Origin of the sequence: Anaerococcus sp. HMSC075B03 (genome assembly GCF_001815585.1) — a bacterium.
Classification (GTDB): Bacteria; Bacillota; Clostridia; order Tissierellales; family Peptoniphilaceae; genus Anaerococcus; species Anaerococcus vaginalis.
On sequence record NZ_KV821178.1, the window covers coordinates 45,861 to 65,455 of the forward strand.

General features: G+C 27.8%; 18 protein-coding genes. 13 read left to right on the forward strand and 5 right to left on the reverse strand.

Translation table 11 applies throughout. The annotated features are described in order from the left end of the window. Window positions 1–22: 22 nt before the first annotated feature. From HMPREF3045_RS03340 to HMPREF3045_RS03350, 3 genes are read right to left on the reverse strand one after another with little or no spacing between them, the layout of a single operon-like run. Entirely contained in the window at window positions 23–559 is a 537-nt protein-coding gene (locus HMPREF3045_RS03340; RefSeq protein WP_070737055.1) for a 5-formyltetrahydrofolate cyclo-ligase, read from the reverse strand. Between the two features lie 59 nt (window positions 560–618). After that, window positions 619–1,500: a YihY/virulence factor BrkB family protein gene (locus HMPREF3045_RS03345; protein ID WP_004839120.1), complete on the reverse strand. Its 882-nt coding sequence runs from the start codon at window positions 1,498–1,500 to the stop codon at window positions 619–621. Continuing rightward, window positions 1,497–3,407 carry an alpha/beta hydrolase family protein gene (locus tag HMPREF3045_RS03350; protein ID WP_070737056.1) on the reverse strand — a complete coding sequence of 637 codons (1,911 nt, stop codon included), beginning with the start codon at window positions 3,405–3,407 and terminating at the stop codon, window positions 1,497–1,499. The genes HMPREF3045_RS03345 and HMPREF3045_RS03350 overlap by 4 nt, the downstream gene beginning before the upstream one ends. Before the next feature lie 114 nt (window positions 3,408–3,521). Here HMPREF3045_RS03350 and hpf point away from each other — a divergent pair, with 114 nt between their 5' ends. From hpf to HMPREF3045_RS03400, 10 genes are all read left to right on the forward strand, one after another. Further along, entirely contained in the window at window positions 3,522–4,055 is a 534-nt protein-coding gene (gene hpf, locus HMPREF3045_RS03355) for a ribosome hibernation-promoting factor, HPF/YfiA family (RefSeq protein WP_070737057.1), read from the forward strand. 104 nt (window positions 4,056–4,159) lie between these two features. Beyond that, complete coding sequence (locus HMPREF3045_RS03360; protein WP_070737058.1) at window positions 4,160–4,966, forward strand: prephenate dehydrogenase; 807 nt, start codon at window positions 4,160–4,162, stop codon at window positions 4,964–4,966. After that, window positions 4,966–5,997, forward strand: a complete 1,032-nt coding sequence (gene aroB / locus HMPREF3045_RS03365; RefSeq protein ID WP_070737059.1) for a 3-dehydroquinate synthase — start codon at window positions 4,966–4,968, stop codon at window positions 5,995–5,997. The genes HMPREF3045_RS03360 and aroB overlap by 1 nt, the downstream gene beginning before the upstream one ends. After that, window positions 5,984–7,213, forward strand: a complete 1,230-nt coding sequence (aroA, locus tag HMPREF3045_RS03370; protein WP_070737060.1) for a 3-phosphoshikimate 1-carboxyvinyltransferase — start codon at window positions 5,984–5,986, stop codon at window positions 7,211–7,213. The genes aroB and aroA overlap by 14 nt, the downstream gene beginning before the upstream one ends. Next, window positions 7,214–8,701, forward strand: a complete 1,488-nt coding sequence (locus HMPREF3045_RS03375; protein ID WP_070737061.1) for a shikimate kinase — start codon at window positions 7,214–7,216, stop codon at window positions 8,699–8,701. It begins immediately after the preceding gene. Continuing rightward, window positions 8,682–9,116: a type II 3-dehydroquinate dehydratase gene (gene aroQ / locus HMPREF3045_RS03380; protein WP_070737062.1), complete on the forward strand. Its 435-nt coding sequence runs from the start codon at window positions 8,682–8,684 to the stop codon at window positions 9,114–9,116. The genes HMPREF3045_RS03375 and aroQ overlap by 20 nt, the downstream gene beginning before the upstream one ends. 126 nt (window positions 9,117–9,242) lie before the next feature. Then, complete coding sequence (gene secA / locus HMPREF3045_RS03385) at window positions 9,243–11,957, forward strand: preprotein translocase subunit SecA (RefSeq protein WP_039920545.1); 2,715 nt, start codon at window positions 9,243–9,245, stop codon at window positions 11,955–11,957. Then, on the forward strand, window positions 11,958–13,067 hold the full coding sequence (prfB, locus tag HMPREF3045_RS03390; protein ID WP_019117432.1) for a peptide chain release factor 2: 1,110 nt from the start codon (window positions 11,958–11,960) through the stop codon (window positions 13,065–13,067). A gap of 34 nt (window positions 13,068–13,101) precedes the next feature. Continuing rightward, entirely contained in the window at window positions 13,102–14,190 is a 1,089-nt protein-coding gene (gene trpS, locus HMPREF3045_RS03395) for a tryptophan--tRNA ligase (protein ID WP_070737063.1), read from the forward strand. A gap of 144 nt (window positions 14,191–14,334) precedes the next feature. Continuing rightward, a complete protein-coding gene (locus HMPREF3045_RS03400; RefSeq protein WP_019117434.1) occupies window positions 14,335–15,585 on the forward strand; it encodes a dicarboxylate/amino acid:cation symporter in 1,251 nt (416 codons plus the stop codon). Between the two features lie 52 nt (window positions 15,586–15,637). Here HMPREF3045_RS03400 and HMPREF3045_RS03405 read toward each other — a convergent pair whose 3' ends face one another. Together HMPREF3045_RS03405 and HMPREF3045_RS03410 are read right to left on the reverse strand one after the other, a co-directional pair. After that, a complete protein-coding gene (locus HMPREF3045_RS03405) occupies window positions 15,638–16,762 on the reverse strand; it encodes a HAMP domain-containing sensor histidine kinase (RefSeq protein WP_070737064.1) in 1,125 nt (374 codons plus the stop codon). Beyond that, on the reverse strand, window positions 16,759–17,433 hold the full coding sequence (locus tag HMPREF3045_RS03410; protein ID WP_019117436.1) for a response regulator transcription factor: 675 nt from the start codon (window positions 17,431–17,433) through the stop codon (window positions 16,759–16,761). The genes HMPREF3045_RS03405 and HMPREF3045_RS03410 overlap by 4 nt, the downstream gene beginning before the upstream one ends. 104 nt (window positions 17,434–17,537) lie before the next feature. Here HMPREF3045_RS03410 and HMPREF3045_RS09295 point away from each other — a divergent pair, with 104 nt between their 5' ends. Genes HMPREF3045_RS09295 through HMPREF3045_RS03420 form a run of 3 tightly spaced genes read left to right on the forward strand, consistent with a single transcriptional unit; the run spans window position 17,538 to window position 19,525 of the window. Continuing rightward, the gene (locus tag HMPREF3045_RS09295; RefSeq protein ID WP_004839104.1) at window positions 17,538–17,693 is read left to right on the forward strand and encodes a CD1871A family CXXC motif-containing protein; all 156 of its coding nucleotides are present in this window, start codon (window positions 17,538–17,540) and stop codon (window positions 17,691–17,693) included. Then, window positions 17,680–18,606, forward strand: coding sequence for a 4Fe-4S binding protein (locus HMPREF3045_RS03415; RefSeq protein WP_070606069.1), 927 nt, complete (start codon window positions 17,680–17,682; stop codon window positions 18,604–18,606). Before HMPREF3045_RS09295 ends, HMPREF3045_RS03415 begins: the two co-directional genes overlap by 14 nt. Next, complete coding sequence (locus HMPREF3045_RS03420; protein ID WP_070737065.1) at window positions 18,596–19,525, forward strand: TlpA family protein disulfide reductase; 930 nt, start codon at window positions 18,596–18,598, stop codon at window positions 19,523–19,525. Before HMPREF3045_RS03415 ends, HMPREF3045_RS03420 begins: the two co-directional genes overlap by 11 nt. Window positions 19,526–19,595: the final 70 nt, after the last annotated feature.

Here is a 19,595-nt window from a genome sequence, read left to right on the forward strand (position 1 = left end):
ATCCTAGCTTTTGCTAGGATTTTTAATATATTTTTTTATCTGTAATTATTAAATCTAATTTTTGATCAAAATTATCAAAATTTAATTTGTAAGATTTATTTATTTGGTAAAATAAACCGACGTAAAAGGACTTATGATTTTTTATGTAATAATCATAAAATCCTCCGCCGTAGCCAAGTCTAAATTTATTTTTGTCAAAGGAAAGTCCTGGGACTATGGTAAGGTCTATTTTTTCCTTTGTTGTTTCAAGTTTTGAAGTTTTTATTTTGTATTTTCCATCAATAAGATCATCAAATGATCTAAGCAAGCTTGCTTTCATTTGATTTTTTTCTGTGATTTTTGGAATATAAACTTCTTTTTTATCTAAAAATGCTTGTTCTATTATTTTTTTTGTATCAATTTCATCTTCAGTTGAATAATAAATAAAAATCGACTTGGCATTTTTATAATAATCGCTTGATATAAGTTTATTTTTTATTTTTTCATCCCAATTTTTTTTATCGTTTTTTGGGATTTTTTTTCTGTTATTTATAAAATAACGTCTTAGGTCTTTTTTCATTAAATCACTCCAAAAGCTCTTGTTTTTTGACTCAATAATTTTAAAATTTTTATTTTTTCTTAATTTAATCCTGTAAATTTATTTTTTGTTTTCATATAGGCTGCAATGATTTCTGCTCCCAAAATTATTGTCAATGAAAATAAAAGCATCCAAACTAATAAGGCTATAATTCCTGCCAAGGCTCCGTAAATAACGGACATATTGCTCATATTATTTAAGAAAAATGAATAGGCAAAGCTTGTTATGGTAATCATAATTGTTGTAGAAATTGAGCCGACAAAGGCGTCTTTGAAGCTTATTTTTATTGAATTATTGTAAGGCGCACACTTGTATAAAAGGCTTAGACCAAGAATTAAAATTATTGGTGGAAGTATTCCTGAAACCAAATTAATTAGCCAAGTAAATTCTTCAAGAGAAAATGAAGAATTTACAAGTTGCAATACATTTTCTATTAAATTTAAAATTCCATTTGAATAAATTCTTAGCAAAAATAAAAATATTAGGATAAAAATAAGGATAAATGTATACAAAAATCCAAATATTTTATTTTTTATCATGGAATGATCGTCTTCAAGTCCGTAGGCTACATTTATTGCAAGAATTATTTTTGAAACTCCTTTTGATGCTGACCAAAGGGCAAATATCAATGTGATTGTAGAAAGTGTGGAAACAGATGATGAATTAATAATTGATTTTACAAGCATCAAAATTACACCTCTTATTGTTTCTGGCAAAAGCTCAATAAATTCTACAATTACATCTTCGTTACCTTTCATATATTTTGTGACAAGATTTAACAAAACCAAAAGCATGGGAATTGCAGCAGATAAAAAATAATATGAAAGAGAAGACGCCAAGGTCATAATATCGTGGGACTTTGCTCTTTCGATTAGGGTAAAAATAAATTTTTTTGTTTTTTTTGATTTTATTTTTCCTTTCATTTCAAGTACCCATCAAACCATTCTTTAATTTTTTCTAGTCTTTTTATTCTTGCTTTTGGCTTTCCTGATCTTGACAATTCGTGATTTTCTCGGTGAAAAATATACATTTTTGTATCAACGCCATTTTCTTTTATTCTTGTATACATTTGAAGACCTTGCTCTAATGGACATCTATAATCTTCGTCAGAATGAATAAACATTGTTGGAGTTTTTACATTTTTCGCGTGTTTAATAGGAGATTGCTCCCACATTTTTTCTAAATTATCCCAAGGATTTGCCCCTGTTTGGTCAGGCGCAAAATAATATCCTATATCAGAAACTCCATAGAATGAAGTCCAATTTGAAATTGATCTTTGAGAATTTGCTGCCTTAAATCTGTTTGTGTGTGAAACAATCCAATTTGTCATAAATCCACCATAAGATCCGCCATAAACTCCCATATTATTTTCATCGATTTGTGGATATTTTTTTATAGCCAAATCTGTAAAATTCATCAAATCTTCATAGTCAATACTTCCATATTTTCCTCTAATATCAGAATATTTTACACCGTTTCCACTTGAACCGTGTGGATTTGTATAAATAATTATATATCCATCATTTGCAAAAACTTGGTGCTCGTGGTGGAAAATATTTGAAAATTCTGTTTTTGGTCCGCCGTGGATTGATAAAATGGTAGGATATTTTTTATTTTTATCAAAATCTACTGGCAAAAGAACATATCCTCTAATTTTATCGCCGTTTGATTCATAGAAAAATTCTTCGATTTTTCCAAGTGATGAATTTATTTTATTATCAAGTAAAATTTTGTTATTTTTCTTTTCTTTTAAGTGGGAAATTCTATCTTCTGTCATTGCAAAATAATAAATATTGTCATTTGCTATTGCAAAATCTTCAACGCAACCAGAAATTTCCAGTTTTATATTTTCATTTTCATCTATTGAATAAAGTTTTGATTCTTCTTTTTCTGTAACTACAAAATAAAATTTATTGTTTTTGTAAAAGAAAGTCCTATAAGCTTCGTATCTTGCATCGCTACCAATAGAATTGCCAAAAGATTTATCAAAATCATCAGGACTTATTTTTTTATATTCTCCAGATAAATTGGTTTTATAGATAAAGGCGTCTTCATTTATTCCGCCTTTTTTCATATCACTTGCCACAAAAATAATTTCATCTTTGTCATTAAAAAATAAATCATAATATGAAAATTCATTTTCGATTATAATTTTTTCTTCCTTATTTTCTAAATCTAAAATTATCAAATCATCTCTAAGCCTTGAAACATTATTATCATTTTTTCCCAAAACTAGAGCTAATTTGTTTGTGTTTTTATTTATTGCAAAAGCATTTAGACTATCATTTTCAAAATCTCTAATTTTTTGAAGACTTTTATCTTCCTTTTTATAAAGGTAAAGACTTTGTTTTTGATTATTTATATAACCTGTGCCATTAAACCAAAAAGGTAATTTGGTAACTTCCTTATAAAAAGAATTTTCCTTTTGTTTTTTCTTTTTGTCCTCACTTAATTTGTCAGAAGTTTTTATCAAATAATATCCATTTTTTAAATCTTTGATATATGAAACATTTTTATCAATTTTAAATTCTAAACTTCCAACTCCCATTGACCTATCTTTTTTATAAAAATAATCAAATTTATCGTCGGATTTTTCCTTGTAAATTAAATTATCATTTTCATCAAAAATAAAAATTCCAATATTTTTATTATCAGAAACTTTATATTTTTTATTTTTTTCTATATCAAAAAGATAAAGATAAGAATTGTATTTATTTTCGTCTAAATCGGCATTTGTTTTTAAAAAAGCCAAATATTTTTCGTCATTAGATATTTCAAGACTTGAATAAAAATCATAAGTTAAAATATCATTAATTTTTGTTTTTTCCATTTCTCCTCCTTGCATTTGTCTCATTATACAATAAATTTTAATAAAGAAAAAACTAAAGGTTTACATTAAACTTAGGGGGGTATATATATAATATCAAAGTGACGGAGGTTCAATATGAAATTAAATATTAAAGGTAAAAACATCAATGTTTATGAAAGCTTAAAAGAAGAAGCTAAGGAAAAATTTGATAGGCTTGACAAATATTTCAACAAGGAAGAAGAAATGGACCTCAAATTTTCTACCGAAGGTAATTTAAAAAAAGTTGAATCAACCATTTTTCTTAAAGGCGGAACAATTTTAAGAGCTGAGGAAGTAAATGATAATTTCTCAACAGGAATTGATAAGGTAATAGATGCTTTGGTTCGTCAAATTAGAAAACAAAAAACAAAATTACAAAGAAATAGAAGAAATGGTGAATCAATTAAATTTGAATCCTTTGATAACATTGAAGAAGAAAAAGAGGAAAATATTCCAAAAATCAAAAGACAAAAAGAAATAGTTCTAAGACCTATGAGCGATGAAGAAGCTTGTATGCAAATGGAATTATTAAATCATGATTTCTTCATATACTTAGATGATGAGGAAATGAAAACAAGACTTGTATATAAAAGAAAAGATGGACATTACGGATTAATTATTCCCGAATAAAATAAATTAACTGCTACAAATTATTTTGTAGCAGTATTTTTGTGTTTACTAAAATTTTTTTTGATATAATATAAATAAAAATATTTAAATATGAGGGATAAATAATGAAAAAAATTGCTATAGTTGGTTTAGGATTAATGGGCGGTTCTTTTGCTAAGGCTTTTATAGAGTATAGTGATAATATAGTTTATGGCTATGATATTGATGAAAAAACGAAAAAATCGGCCAAGAATTTTGGTATAAAAATAATTGAAGATAAGAATGAATTAAAAAAAATGGATCTTACAATTATTTGTTTAAATCCATTAACCATAAAAAATTTTGTTGGAAAAAATTATAAATACTTATCCAAAACTGTTATGGAAATTTCCGGAGTAAAAAATAATTTGTATCCATATATAAAAAAATTATCAGAAAAATATTCTTTCGTATATAAATCAATTCAGCCTATGGCTGGTAGAGAAGTTTATGGCTTTGAATCTTCCTTAAAAGATTTATACAAAAATGCTTCTATGATTTATGTTGATGATTTAGATGATGAGGAAATTTCTTTATTTAAAAAAATTGGATTTGACAAATTTGTAAAGGCAAGTCCCAAAAAACACGATGAAATGATTTCTTTTACATCTCAACTATGCCATGTGATTTCTAATGCTTATGCATTAAATCAAAAAAGTATTTACCATGACGGATTTTCTGCTGGAAGTTTAAAAGATATGACAAGAGTTTCAAAGATTGATGAAAACTTATGGTCAGAATTATTTTTATTAAACAAGGATTTTTTGATTGAAGACATAAATACAATGATAGAAAATTTGGAAGAATTAAAAAATGATTTGAAAAATAATGACGTAGATAGATTAAAAGCCCAACTAAAAAAAGGAAATGACATAAGAAAGAAGATGTGGTAATGAAATTAAGTGTAGATTTAATAAATCCCTATGAAATAGAAATAGGCTCAAATATTATAAAAAAATTAAATACATATTTAAAAGAAAATTATAAAAATTCAAAAATTTTAATTATAAGCGATGACTTAGTTTATAAAATCCACAAAGAAAAATTAATTAAAGAGCTTGATGGATTTTTTTATAAAGAATTTATAATAAAAAATGGAGAAAATTCTAAATCAACAGAAAATTTGATAAAAATTTTAGAATTTGCTGCACAAAATCAATATAGAAGGTCTGATTTAATAATTGCTTTTGGTGGAGGAGTTGTAGGAGATATTTCTGGGCTTGTTGCATCTTTATATCTTAGAGGAATTGATTATATTTCAATTCCAACTACTTTTTTATCAGCAATTGATTCATCAGTTGGAGGAAAAACAGCTGTGAATTTGAAGGCAGGAAAAAATTTGTGTGGAACTTTTTACCAACCCAAAAAAGTTTTTATAGATACAGATTTTTTAAAAACTCTTTCGGATTATTATTTTAATGATGGTTTGGCTGAGGCTATAAAATATGGAATGATTAGGGACAAGTCTATTTTTGATGAAATTTCAAAAGAAAATGTAAGTAAAACTTACGAAAATCTCCCATCAATTATAAAAAAATGCTTGGATATAAAAAAAGATGTGGTTAAAGATGATGAAAAAGATTTTGGTATTAGGCAAATTTTAAATTATGGTCACACATTTGCTCATGCTATAGAGAAAAATTCAAATTTTGAAATAAGCCATGGCCATGCGGTTGCTATTGGTATGAAAATTATGGTTAAAAATTTTTACGAAAGTTTTTACTATGATTTTATAAAAGTGTTGAAAAAATATAATCTTGATAAAGAAATTGATTTTGATACAGAAAAAATATTAAAAGTTTGTATGGTCGATAAAAAATCAAGAAATGACAAGATAAATATAATTGTTGTGAGAAATCTTGGAACTTGCGAAATTTTAAATATAGATTTAAAGGATTTGAGGAAAATTTATGAAAACAGATAATATTTTAATTCATCCATCAAGGCTTGAAGGAGAAATTGACGCCATTTCCTCAAAATCTTATGGACATAGGGCTTTGATTTTGGCAGGTCTTTGCGAAAATCCTACAAATATTTATATTAATGAATTTTCAAAAGATATAAATGTAACTATTGATGCTTTAATAAATTTGGGAGTTGGAATTGAAAAATTTGAAAATTTTGTAAAAGTTACTCCTCCAAAAGTAAAAATAGAAAAAGCCACAATAGATATGTACGAGTCGGGTTCTTCACTAAGGTTTTTTACAGCTGTAGCAAATCATTTTGCAAAAGAAGTAAAAATAATGGGAAAGGAAAGATTAAGTCAAAGACCAAATTATGAATTAATAAAAAATTTGAGAAAGCATGGTCTTGAAATTTCATCTGATAAAATTCCTTATACGATAAAGGGAAATTTATTTGGTGGAGATTTTGAATTTTTTGAAAATAAATCCAGTCAATATATTACCGCAATTATGCTTGCGTCAAGCAAATTATCTGGAAAAACTTCGATAAAATTAAAAGAAAAACCCGAATCTCTTGGCTATATTGATATAAGCAGAGAAGTTTTAAAAGATTTTAATGTAGATGTAAAAGAAGAAAATAATTCTTATTTTATAAAAAATCCACAAATAAAATCGCCTAATAATTATTATGTGGAAGGCGATTGGTCAAATGCTGCTTTTTTTTATGGGGCAAATCTTATAAATTCTAAAATAAAAATCAATAATTTGAAAGAAGATTCCTTGCAAAAAGATAGGGAAATTGTAGATATTATAAAAAAAATAAAACTTTGCAAAAATGAAAATAAGACACTTGAAATAGATATTTCTCAAATTCCAGATCTTTGTCCAGTACTTGCTCTTCTTTTGACATATTTAGATAAAACTTCCTACATCACAAATGGAAAAAGATTGAGGCTTAAAGAAAGCGATAGGCTTGAATCAACTTCAAAAATGCTAAATGATTTGGGAGCGAAATGCGAAATTATTGGAGATAATCTAAAAATTTCAGGAAAAATAAAATCTGGAATAGTTGACTCATTTAACGATCACAGAATTGTAATGGCAGCAAGCATCGCTTCCTTAATGGCAAAAGATGATATTATTATAAAAAATTATAAGGCAGTAAACAAATCCTATCCTTCATTTTTTAAAACTTTTGAAAAATTAGGAGGAAAAATTGAGTATTTAGGAGCTTAAATGGAAGATTTAAAAGAGATTAGAAATCAAATTAATAAAATTGATGAAGAAATTATAAATTTATTGAAAAAAAGATTTGACCTTTCAAAAAAAGTTAGAGCCTACAAAATTTCCCACAATAAAAAAATTTATGACCCAAAAAGAGAGCGAGAAATTTTAAAAAAAATAAAAGAGGAAAGTCCTGAATATGGCGAATATTTTCTTCCTATTTTTCAAGAAATTATGGATCAATCGAAAAATTTACAAAAAGAAGAAGAAAAATATGGACTTTTGGGAAAATCTTTAGCTCATTCTTATTCAAAAATAATTCACGAAAAAATAGCCTTTTATGATTACCAATATTTTGAAAAAAACGAAGAAGAATTAGGTTATTTTTTTGAAAGAAAAGATTTTAAAGGAATAAATGTAACAATTCCTTATAAAAAAACAGTAATGAAATACCTAGATTTTGTTTCAAAAAAAGCAGAAAAAATTGGAGCGGTAAATACAATCGTAAATAAAAATGGAAAACTTTACGGCTACAATACTGATTATTATGGATTTTCTTATAATTTGAGAAAAAATAAAATAAATGTAAAAGATAAAAAATGCTTAATTTTAGGAAAAGGCGCCTCATCAAAAACTGTAAGCCAAGTTTTAAAAGATGAGGGGGCAAAAAAAATAGTATTTTTGTCAAGAAAATATAAACCTTATTTTAAAGATGTAAAAGATTATTTTGATTTTGAAATTATAGTAAATACAACTCCTGTTGGAATGTATCCAAATAATGAAAAATATTTAAAAGAAATTGAACTTTATGATTTTAAAAATTTAGAGGCAGTCGTAGATTTGATTTATAATCCATATATGACAAAAATTATAGCTTGTGCCAAAGAAAAAAATATAAAATATGCAACAGGTTTTGATATGTTGCTTGCCCAAGCAGTTAAGGCAAGCGAATTGTTTTTGGATAAAAAAATTGATGAATCACTGATTGAAAAAATAAAAAAATCAATTTATAAAGAAAAAATAAATATAGCCCTAATAGGTATGCCAGCAGTAGGCAAAACCAGTCTTGGAAAAATTTTAGCAAAAAATATGAATAGAAAACTTGTCGATATTGATTTAGAATTTGTAAAAAAATATGGAAATATTGAAGAGTTTTTCAATAAATATGGGGAAGATGAATTTAGAAAAAAAGAAAGCCAAATAATAAAAGAAATTTCAAAAAAAACTTCTCTTATTATAAGCTGTGGCGGAGGTGTTGTTGAAAGAAAAGAAAATTATTATTCCCTAAAAGAAAATTCTCTAATAGTAGAAGTAAAAAGAAATTTAGAAAATCTAGAAACAAAGGGAAGACCTATTTCAAAAAAATATAATTTATTTGATTTATATAAAAAGAGAAAAAAATTATATGACAGTTTTAAAGATTTTGAGGTGGAAAATAATAATTTGCTGGAATGTGCTAGGGAAATTGAGGTGAAATTTTATGAGAATATTGATAATTAACGGACCAAATATAAATATGCTTGGAATTAGAGAAAAAAATATTTATGGCTCAAAAAATTATAAAGATTTAATAAAATATATAAAAGAATACACTAAAGAAAAGGACATTGAAATTGAAATTTACCAATCAAATTCTGAAGGACAAATTATAAATAAAATTCAAGAAGCTTATAAGTTGTATGATGGAATTGTAATAAATCCAGCAGCTTATACTCATACATCAATTGCAATTTTGGATGCGCTAAAAGCTGTAAATATTCCAACAGTTGAAGTGCATTTGACAGATGTAGATAGAAGAGAAGATTTTAGAAAAATATCTTATGTTTCATATTTTGCCAAAAAAACTATTAAAGGCAAGGGATTTGATGGTTATATAGAAGCGATTGATTTTTTAAAAGAAAATTATGATAAATAAATTTGTAAATTTATTTTACAATTTGTTGATTTTCATTTAATATTATATTTGTGATAGTTTAATCCTAACTTATTGCCAAAAGCTTATAAAAAGGGTAGGATATACAGAGAATTAGAGGTGAAAGATTTGGCGTTATTAAATATATTTAAATCATTTAGTCAAAAAGAAATTGATAACAACCAAAAATTGGTTGATAAAATTTTGGCACTAGATGAAGATATGCAAAAATTAACAGATAAACAGTTACAAGATAAAACTAATGAATTTAAAGAAAGATTAAACAAGGGAGAAAGTCTTGACGATTTATTGGTAGAGGCATTTGCAACAGTAAGAGAAGCAAGTGATAGGGTTTTGGGAATGAAACACTATCCTGTTCAATTACTTGGTGGAATTGTTCTACATAATGGACAAATTGCAGAGATGAAAACAGGAGAAGGAAAAACTTTAGTTGAAACTCTTCCTGCTTATCTAAATGCCCTTGATGGAAAAGGCGTTCACATAGTTACAGTAAATGATTATCTTGCAAAGCGTGACCAAGAGTGGATGGGAAAAGTTTATTCATTTTTAGGTCTTACAGTAGGTTGTATAATTTATGGACTTACAAATTCAGAAAGACAAAAAAATTATAACTGTGATATAACTTATGGAACAAACAACCAATTTGGTTTTGATTATCTAAGAGATAACATGGTTATTTATAAGGACAATATGGTTCAAAGAGGACTTCACTATGCCATAGTCGATGAGGTTGACTCAATTTTAATAGATGAAGCTAGAACTCCACTTATCATTTCTGGAGAAGGGGATGAATCAACTGATACTTATGTAAAAGCAGATGAATTTATAAAAGGTCTTGAAGGAAGAATTTTAGATCCAAACGAAGATTTGGACCAAGATCCATTTGATAGAGAATTTGTTGTAGAAAAAGTAGATTTCTTAGTTGATGAAAAAAGAAAATCATCAAACCTTACAGAACAAGGTACAGCAAAGGCAGAAAAATTCTTTGGAATTGAAAATTTATCAGATCCAGAACATCTTGAACTTGCTCACTACATCAACAATGCTTTGAAAGCAAACACTACAATGACAAGAGATATTGATTATGTTGTAAATAATGGCGAAGTTATGATTGTAGACGAATTTACTGGACGTATCATGCAAGGAAGAAGATATTCTGATGGTCTTCACCAAGCAATTGAAGCAAAAGAAGGAGTTGAAGTTCAATCAGAATCAAAAACTCTTGCAACAATTACCTTCCAAAATTACTTTAGGATGTATGATAAATTATCAGGAATGACTGGTACTGCAAAAACAGAGGAAGAAGAATTTTCAGAAATTTATAATCTAGATGTTGTAGAAATTCCTACAAATAAACCAATTCAAAGAGTTGATGATGTAGATTATGTTTATATAAATGAAAATGGAAAATATAATGCGATAATTGAAGAAATTAAAAGAGTACATGCAACAGGTCAACCAATCCTTGTAGGTACAATTTCAATAGAAAATTCTGAAAAATTATCAAATGCTCTTAAAAAAGAAAAAATTAAACACGTTGTGTTAAATGCAAAAAACCACGAAAGAGAAGCTGATATAGTTGCTCAAGCAGGAAGATTAAATTCTGTAACAATCGCAACAAATATGGCAGGCCGTGGTACTGATATTATGCTTGGTGGAAATGCCGATCACATGGCAAAACAAAGATTGAAAAGAGAAGGAATCTCAGAAGAATTGCTTGAACAAGTTGACTCTTTCCAAGAAACAGACAACCAAGAAATATTAGAAGCAAGAAAAAAATATAAACATTATAAATCTCTTGTAAAACCAGGAATTGACGAAGAAGCTAAAAAAGTTAGAGAAGTTGGTGGACTTTATATAATTGGTTCAGAAAGACACGAATCACGAAGAATAGACAATCAGTTGAGAGGTCGTTCTGGAAGGCAAGGAGATCCAGGAAAATCAAGATTTTTTATTTCATTAAAAGATGACTTGATTAGACTTAATGTTGGAGAACAAATTTCAAAATTTGTAGAAAATTATAATTATCCAGAAGATGAACCAATTGTTTCAAAAATGGTTACAAGGTCAATTGAAAAAGCTCAAACAAGAGTTGAAGCAAATAACTTTGCAACAAGAAAAAGAGTTCTTCAATATGATGATGTAATGAACAAACAAAGAACAATAATCTATAACGAAAGAAAACAAGTTCTTTACGGAGAAAATATGAGAGATTCAATTCTTGGAATGATAAAAGATTCAATCTCCCAATCCGTTTATTCATTTACAAATCCACAAGTAAAACCAGAAAATTGGGAAATGGTAGCATTATTAAATCATTTAAAATCAATTGCAATTCCTGTTGAATTATTGAAGTTTGAAAATATAAATGATTTTACTCAAGAAAAACTAATAGATTATATTTACCAAACAAGCTTAGAAAAATATGAAAATAAGGAAAAACAATTTGGCGAAGAAAACATGAGAGAAGTTGAAAGAGTTGTTTTACTTAGAGTAATTGATACAAAATGGATGGAACATATCGATTCAATGGATCAAATGAGAAAAGAAATTGGTGTAAGGGCAATGGGAAATGATGATCCTGTAAGAGCTTACACAAATACTGGTTTTGATATGTATGAAGAAATGACTAATGCCATCCAAGAAGAAACTGTAAGACTTATGATGGGTGTTGAAATCAGACAAAATATTGAAAGAAAACAAGTTTTAAAACCTGACGAAGAAGGATTTGAAAATCCTGAAAATCCAGAAGAAGCAACAAACAGGGCTGAAAGAAGAAGATTAAAAAGAGAAGCTAAAAAAGGACACATCAAGGGTAATTAGATGGCAGAAATTTATGAGCTAAGAGAAATCATTAAAGAACTTGATAAAAATCTAGATATGATTGGCTCTCATCTTAACCCAGAAAAGCTAAATACAGAAATAAAACAAATTGAAAAACAAACTCTAGAAGAAAATTTTTGGGATGATAGCCAAAAAGCTCAAGAAATAATGGCAGATTTGTCAGATAAAAAAGAAAATTTTAAAACTTTTACAAGCTTTGAAGAAGAATTAAAAGACCAATCTGATCTTTTGGATATAATTGAAGAAAGCAATGAAGATTTAGAAAGTTTAAATGAAATTGAAGAAATTTTAAATTCATTAAAAAAGGAAATAGGATCTTTTAAAATAAAAACTGAGCTTGATGGAGAATATGACAAAAATAATGCCTATCTTGTAATACATGCTGGAGCTGGTGGACTTGAAGCTACTGATTGGGCAGAAATGCTTATGAGAATGTACACAAGATTTTTCGAAAAAAGAAATTTTAAATTTGATGTAACAGATTTAAATAACGAAGAAGCTGGTGGTATAAAATCTGCAACAATTCATGTAAAAGGCTCTTTTGCTTATGGATATTTAAAAGGAGAAAAAGGCGTTCACAGGCTTGTAAGGATTTCTCCTTTTGATTCTTCAAAAAGACGCCACACTTCTTTTGCATCAGTTGATATTTTTCCTGAATTAAATGATGATATGAGTGTAGAAATTGATCCAAAAGATTTGAGGATTGATACTTATAGGGCAAGTGGAGCTGGTGGACAACATGTTAATAAAACTGATTCTGCTGTAAGAATTACTCACATCCCAACAGGAGTTATAGCATCAAGTCAAGCTGAAAGAAGTCAAACTCAAAATAAAGAAACAGCAATGAGGCTTCTTTTGGCAAAACTTACTCAAATTAAAGAAGAAGAACACAGGGAAAAAATTGAAGATATTCAAGGAAATTACACCCAAATAGCTTGGGGAAATCAAATAAGATCTTATGTATTTCATCCATACACTTTGGTTAAAGATCATAGAACAAATTTTGAAGTTGGAAATGTTGAAAGCGTAATGGATGGAGATATTGACGGATTTATAGATGAATATTTAGCTAATAAGGGAAGGGAATAATCTTTCCCTTATTTTTTATTAAAAAGGAGAAAAAATGAAAAATATAATTTTAACTGGAGATAGACCAACAGGAAAACTTCACTTGGGCCATTATGTTGGCTCATTAAAAAATAGGGTTAAAATGCAAAATGAAGGAAATTATGACAAAATGTATGTTATGATTGCCGATGCTCAAGCCCTTACAGATAATTTTGATAATCCAAAAAAAATCAGAGAAAATATTACAGAAGTTATGCTTGATTATTTATCAGTTGGACTTGATCCAAATAAGGTGACATTTTTTGTTCAATCTTATGTAAAAGAGCTTACAGAATTAACTTTTTATTTATTAAATTTAGTTACCCTATCAAGGCTTGAAAGAAATCCTACTGTAAAAAGCGAAATAAAATCTAAAAATTTTGAAACAAGTCTTCCTACTGGATTTTTAATTTATCCTGTTAGCCAAACTTCAGATATTATTTTGTTTGATTCTAATATTGTTCCAGTTGGAGAAGACCAAGAGCCAATGCTTGAACAAGCTAGAGAATTGGTTCGTTCATTTAATAGTACTTATAAAGAAATTTTTAGAGAACCAAAAGCAGTAATTCCAGAAAATAAAGTTTGTAGAAGACTTCCAGGAATTGATGGAAATGCAAAAATGAGTAAGTCTTTGGATAATTGTATTTACTTATCAGATTCAAAAGAAGAAGTAAAGAAAAAAGTAATGTCAATGTTTACAGATCCAGGACATATAAAAATTACAGATCCAGGAAAGGTTGAGGGAAATTCTGTATTTACTTATCTTGATGCTTTTTGTGAAGATTATCATTTTGAAAAATATTTGCCAGAATATAAAAATTTAGATGAATTAAAAGATCATTATAGACGTGGTGGTCTTGGCGATGTAAAAATTAAAAAATTCTTAAATAAAGTTTTGGAAGATTTTCTTGTTCCTGTTAGAGAAAAAAGAGCTTATTATGAAAAAGATATTTCCAAATTATTTGAAATTATGGAAAATGGTTCGAAAGAGGCAAGTGCTTATGGAAAAATGAAACTTGAACAAGTAAAAGATGCTATGGGCATAAATTATTTTGATGATAATAATTTAATTTCTGAACTTCAAAGAAAATATGACCAAAAATAAGAAAAATTGATAATAATTTGTTAAAAAAAGTGCAATTTTATTTGCACTTTTTTTCTTTATGTCCTATAATGGATAGGTAGTCACGTTACGAGCTATATATTGTACATAAAAAAATATAGCTGAAAAAGGAGTGTTTAAATTTTTATGAGTAAATCTGAAAAGAAAAAACTTGGTTTAATACCTAAATTATTGATAGCGATTGCCTTAGGTACTTTAGCTGGTTTATATTTGCCTGAATGGTTTGTAAGAATTGCAGTTACATTCTCATCAATTTTCGGTGCATTTTTAAACTTTGTTATCCCACTTATGATAATCGCTTTTGTTACTAAAGGAATAGCAGATCTTGGAGAAGGAGCTGGAAGATTACTTGCTGTAACTGTTCTTATTGCTTATACATCAACTATAGTTGGTGGTTCATTATCTTATTTAATGAGTTCAAATATTTTCCCAGCTTTTATAAGTCAAGATCAAGTTGCTAAGATCCAAGCTTCAAGTGAAATTGAAGTTAATCCATTTTTTGAAGTGCCTATCACACCATTTTTTGATGTTACATCAGCAATTATTTTTGCCTTTATGATGGGAATTTCAATTTCTTGGTTAAGAAAACATGGTAAGGGAGAATATTCTTACGGTTTAATTGGAGAATTTAATGAGATAATTACAAAAGTTTTATCAACAGCTATTGTTCCATTATTACCATTTTTTATTTTTGGTAATTTCTCAAAAATGGCATTTACAGGTTCTGTATTTGCAGTTTTATCAATATTCTGGAAAATATTTTTGTGTGTAATTGCTCTTCACTTATTATACATATCTGCTTTATTTATAATAAATGGTCTTTATACAAAGAAAAATCCTCTTGTTTTAATCAAAAATCAAATCAAAGGATATTTAACAGCAGTTGGAACTCAATCATCTGTTGCTACAATTCCTGTAAACTTAGAATGTGCTAAGTCAAATAGTGTTAGCAAGGGAATAAGAGATTTTGTAATTCCTCTTGGAGCTACAGTTCACATGCCAGGCTCAATGATTACAATCACAGCTTGTACATTTACAATTTTAACCATGTATGGAATGGATCATTCTTATTTATTAATGTTAAGATATATGGCAATTTTGGGAATAGCTATGGTTGCAGCCCCTGGAGCACCAGGTGGAGCTGTAATGAGTGCCCTACCATTTTTACCAGTTGTAGGAATTCCTTCAGAAGGAGAGCTTGCATCATTGTTGATTACACTATATCTAACTCAAGATTCATTTGGAACCGCTGCAAATATATCAGGAGATACAGCAATCTCTATTGGTATAGATAAAATATTTAATAAACATATAGTTAAAAATGATGACTACAAAGACGGTTTCAATGATGAAATTATAAATGCTGAAGAAATTTAATTAAAAAACTAGGCCTTGTGCCTAGTTTTTTTGTGCTTAAAATTATTTTATTTTATAAATTAGAAATTGGTAGGGAAACTTTTATTAGGCTTCCTTTTTCTTTGTCTAAAACTTTAATTTTTCCTCTATGAAGTTTTATTGTTTCTTTTACTAGAGAAAGTCCTAGTCCTGATCCTATTTCTTCATTTGCTTTTATTCTATAAAAGGCTTTGAAGATATTTTCTTTTTCACTTTTTGCTATTCCTATTCCGCTATCTTCTACATAAATTTCTGCAAAGTCATTATTTTTTTTGGAATAAATTTTTACAAATCCATTATTGTTGTTGTATTTTATTGCGTTTTCTATCAAATTATAAAATACTCTATAGATTAGTAAATCACTTCCTTCTATATATATTTCTTGGCAAAGATTTTCTATGTTTATATTTTTTTTGTCGGATATAAATGATAAATCTTGAATTGCCTCTTCAATTAAAGAGGAAAGCTCTATTTTTTCATTTCTTGTAACTGATCTTAATTCGCTTAAATCTAAAAGGCTTGTTACAAGTTTTGAAAGTCTATCTGATTCGTTTTTTATCATTGTTACAAGATTTTTTATTTCATCCTCATCCATATTTTCTTCTTCGAATAGGTCGATTTGTGAATTTATTATGGTAAGGGGAGTTCTCAACTCGTGGGCTGCTCTTGCTGTAAATTCTCTTTCGTTTTTGTAAGATTCGTTTAATCTTTCTAGCATTTGGTTAAAAGATTTGGTTAATTTTTGAAATTCTTTTATTGGATTTTCTTTTACTTCGTAATCGGTTATATTTTTAAGCTGGATTTGCTCAATTTGATTTGAAAATTTATCAAGGGGTTCTAGGAATTTTCCGCTTAGAAAGTATGAAATTATTCCTCCAACAATTGTAACTAAACTTGTTATTATCCAAGATTTTTTTGAAAAATTATTTTTTGTAATTGTGACTTGGTCTGAAAAATTTGTATCAAAATCACCAATTTTATCCTTGTCAATATTTATATACAAATCTTCTTTGTTTTCCATCTTATCGACATATCCACCCAAAGAATCTATATAAAAATATGCGGTTTTATTCATAAAAAAATTCATGGTTAAACTTGTAAGAGCTATCAAAATACTTGTTAAAATGGCAATTCGAAGCCTTAATGACATTTTTTTCATTTTATTTTCCTCAACAAATATCCTATTCCAATCCTATTTTCAATTGGATCATAGCCAAGTTCTTGTTTTAATTTTTTTCTAAGAGCAGATATATGCACTCTTATGGAATTGCTTAATAAATCAACGCTAGAATCCCAAACGTGGTCAATTAATTCTTCTTGGCTTACTGGTCTTCCTTGATTTAAAAGCAAGTATTCCAAAATCCCAGATTCTTTTCTTGTCAATTTTAATTCTTTGTCGTCTATAAAAATTGTCCTATTTTTACTATCAAATTTTATCTTATCAAAAGAAAGCTCTGTATTATTTTGTATAAAATTTCTTCTTGTAAGAGATCTAACTCTTGCTTTTAATTCGTCCAAGTGAAATGGCTTTTGCAAAAAATCATTTGCTCCGGCATCAAGACCTTCAACCTTATCTTGGATTTGACTTCTTGCAGATAGAATTAAAACTTTTGTTTCAACATCTTCTTTTCTCAAATTTTTCAAAATTTCCATTCCATCCATATTTGGAAGATTTAAATCTAAAACTATAAGATCATAAGATTCGATTTCAATCATTTCCATAGCATCAAAGCCGTCAAAAGCGGATTCGACTTCATAACCTGCATCTTTTAAAGATTTATTTATTGTGTTATTTAATATTTTTTCATCTTCTACTATTAATATTTTCATGTTCTCTCCTTTATAAGTATTATATCAAATCATAATAAAATATATGTTAAGAAAATCTTAACAGAAAATTTATATCTAATCTGTTATTATTAATTTGTAAAGAGGTGATTGATATAGAAATTAAGAAAAAGAAAAATATACAAATAGGATTTTTGATCCTTGCAATAGGTTTTATTTCTTATGGAGCCTTCCGTGGAGAAGTAGATACGGTTTTTAGCAAGGCGATAAAATTATGTCTGGAGTGTGTTGGAATTGGATAAGATTAGATCAAAAACTATAGCAAAATTTAGGTGGCTAATCCAAATTTTAGCAAGTCTTATGACAAATATTCACCTTCCTAATTTTTTAAAAGGAGTAATTTATAGGGGGAATATAAAAAAGATTTGCGTTCCTGGACTTAATTGCTATTCTTGCCCAGCAGCAACAGGAGCTTGTCCAATAGGAGCATATCAGGCAGTAGTTGGCTCATCAAAATTCAAATTTTCCTATTATATAAGCGGATTTTTGATTTTTGTTGGAGTAATGGTAGGAAGATTAGTTTGCGGATTTTTGTGTCCATTTGGTTTTATCCAAGAAATTTTACACAAGATTCCATGCAAAAAATTTTCAACAAAAAAATTAAAACCATTAAGATACATAAAATATTTGATACTATTAGTTGCCGTTATTATTTTGCCAGTTCTTGTAGTAAATGAATTGGGAATGGGCAATCCATATTTTTGTAAGTACATTTGCCCAGCAGGAGTTCTAGAAGGAGCAATCCCGCTTTCCTTGGTAGATACATCAATAAGAGCAAGCTTAGGTTCATTATTTAACCTAAAACTTACAATTTTGATAATAACAGTAATCCTATCAATAATATTTTTTAGACCATTTTGTAAATGGATTTGTCCTTTGGGAGCATTTTATGCCCTATTTAATAAAATATCCCTATTCAAAATAAATTTTGATAACAACAAGTGCATATCCTGCAAAAAATGCGTAAAAGCCTGTAAGATGGATGTAGACGTTAGAAAAGACCAAAACCATACCGAATGTATAAGGTGTGGAATGTGTATCACATCGTGTCCAACCTGTGCCCTCAAATATCAATTTGGACTCGATAAGAAAAAAGAAGAAAATAAAAAAGAAAATTTAAAAGAAGATATTAAAGGAGAAAAAAATGAAATTTAAAAAAGTAAAAGTATTAGCATTATCAGCAACATTAGTATTAGCATTAACAGCTTGTTCAAAACAAGAAAACAAAGACAATATGAACTCAAATCCTTCATCAGTAGAAAAAGCTGAAAGTAATTCAAATAACTCAAATAAGATGGACGATAATAAAGCTAAAATTGACGAATTGATGAAAAAACAAAATGACATCTTAGCTTCACACGATAAGCAATGGCAAGTAGCATTTTCAAAAGCAGATAAGTCAAGCGCAGAAGATAATAAAGATAAAGGATACGATGCATATTTAAAAGATTTAGTAGAAAAAGCAAAAGATGAATTATCCAAAGAAGACTATGAACTTTTGACAAAAGACGTAGAAGAAATTGCAAAATTAGAAGAAGAAATAACAAAATTAAAAGCAGGAAACGAAAGTGCATCAAACAAAAAAGAAGATGGAGCAGTTTCAACAAAAGAATTAAAAAAATTCCCAACATTTAATTCAAAAGATTTTGATGGAAATGATGTTACAAAAGACATATTCAAAGATAAAAAATTAACACTCGTAAATTTCTGGTTTAATGGTTGTGCACCATGCGTAGGAGAGCTTCCAAAATTACAACAATTAAACGATGAAATAGAAAAAATGGGTGGACAAGTAATAGGAATAAATTCAGAAGCCAAAGTAGGCGAGGAAGATACAATAAAAGAAGCTAAAAAAATCCTAGAAAAACAAGGGGCAAAATACAAAAATATTACTATAGACAAAGGTAGCGAACTTGAAAAATACACAGAAACAATAATGTCATATCCAACATCAATCCTTGTAGATAGCGAAGGAAATATAGTTGGAGATCCAATAGTAGGAGCAATAGACAAAGAAGACAAATACAAAGAAGTAAAAGAAATGATAGAAAAAATAATAAAAGACAAAATGTAGAAAATGAAAATTTTCGAATTTAGATTTATATTATCCTTCTTGATGAATCAAAAATACCAGAGTTTTAAAA

Bases quoted from the DNA above. Each gene is read 5' to 3' on its own strand.
- HMPREF3045_RS03340 (WP_070737055.1), bottom strand. From the start codon at position 559: ATGAAAAAAGACCTAAGACGTTATTTTATAAATAACAGAAAAAAAATC.
- HMPREF3045_RS03345 (WP_004839120.1), bottom strand. From the start codon at position 1,500: ATGAAAGGAAAAATAAAATCAAAAAAAACAAAAAAATTTATTTTTACC.
- HMPREF3045_RS03350 (WP_070737056.1), bottom strand. From the start codon at position 3,407: ATGGAAAAAACAAAAATTAATGATATTTTAACTTATGATTTTTATTCA.
- hpf (WP_070737057.1), top strand. From the start codon at position 3,522: ATGAAATTAAATATTAAAGGTAAAAACATCAATGTTTATGAAAGCTTA.
- HMPREF3045_RS03360 (WP_070737058.1), top strand. From the start codon at position 4,160: ATGAAAAAAATTGCTATAGTTGGTTTAGGATTAATGGGCGGTTCTTTT.
- aroB (WP_070737059.1), top strand. From the start codon at position 4,966: ATGAAATTAAGTGTAGATTTAATAAATCCCTATGAAATAGAAATAGGC.
- aroA (WP_070737060.1), top strand. From the start codon at position 5,984: ATGAAAACAGATAATATTTTAATTCATCCATCAAGGCTTGAAGGAGAA.
- HMPREF3045_RS03375 (WP_070737061.1), top strand. From the start codon at position 7,214: ATGGAAGATTTAAAAGAGATTAGAAATCAAATTAATAAAATTGATGAA.
- aroQ (WP_070737062.1), top strand. From the start codon at position 8,682: ATGAGAATATTGATAATTAACGGACCAAATATAAATATGCTTGGAATT.
- prfB (WP_019117432.1), top strand. From the start codon at position 11,958: ATGGCAGAAATTTATGAGCTAAGAGAAATCATTAAAGAACTTGATAAA.
- trpS (WP_070737063.1), top strand. From the start codon at position 13,102: ATGAAAAATATAATTTTAACTGGAGATAGACCAACAGGAAAACTTCAC.
- HMPREF3045_RS03400 (WP_019117434.1), top strand. From the start codon at position 14,335: ATGAGTAAATCTGAAAAGAAAAAACTTGGTTTAATACCTAAATTATTG.
- HMPREF3045_RS03405 (WP_070737064.1), bottom strand. From the start codon at position 16,762: ATGAAAAAAATGTCATTAAGGCTTCGAATTGCCATTTTAACAAGTATT.
- HMPREF3045_RS03410 (WP_019117436.1), bottom strand. From the start codon at position 17,433: ATGAAAATATTAATAGTAGAAGATGAAAAAATATTAAATAACACAATA.
- HMPREF3045_RS03420 (WP_070737065.1), top strand. From the start codon at position 18,596: ATGAAATTTAAAAAAGTAAAAGTATTAGCATTATCAGCAACATTAGTA.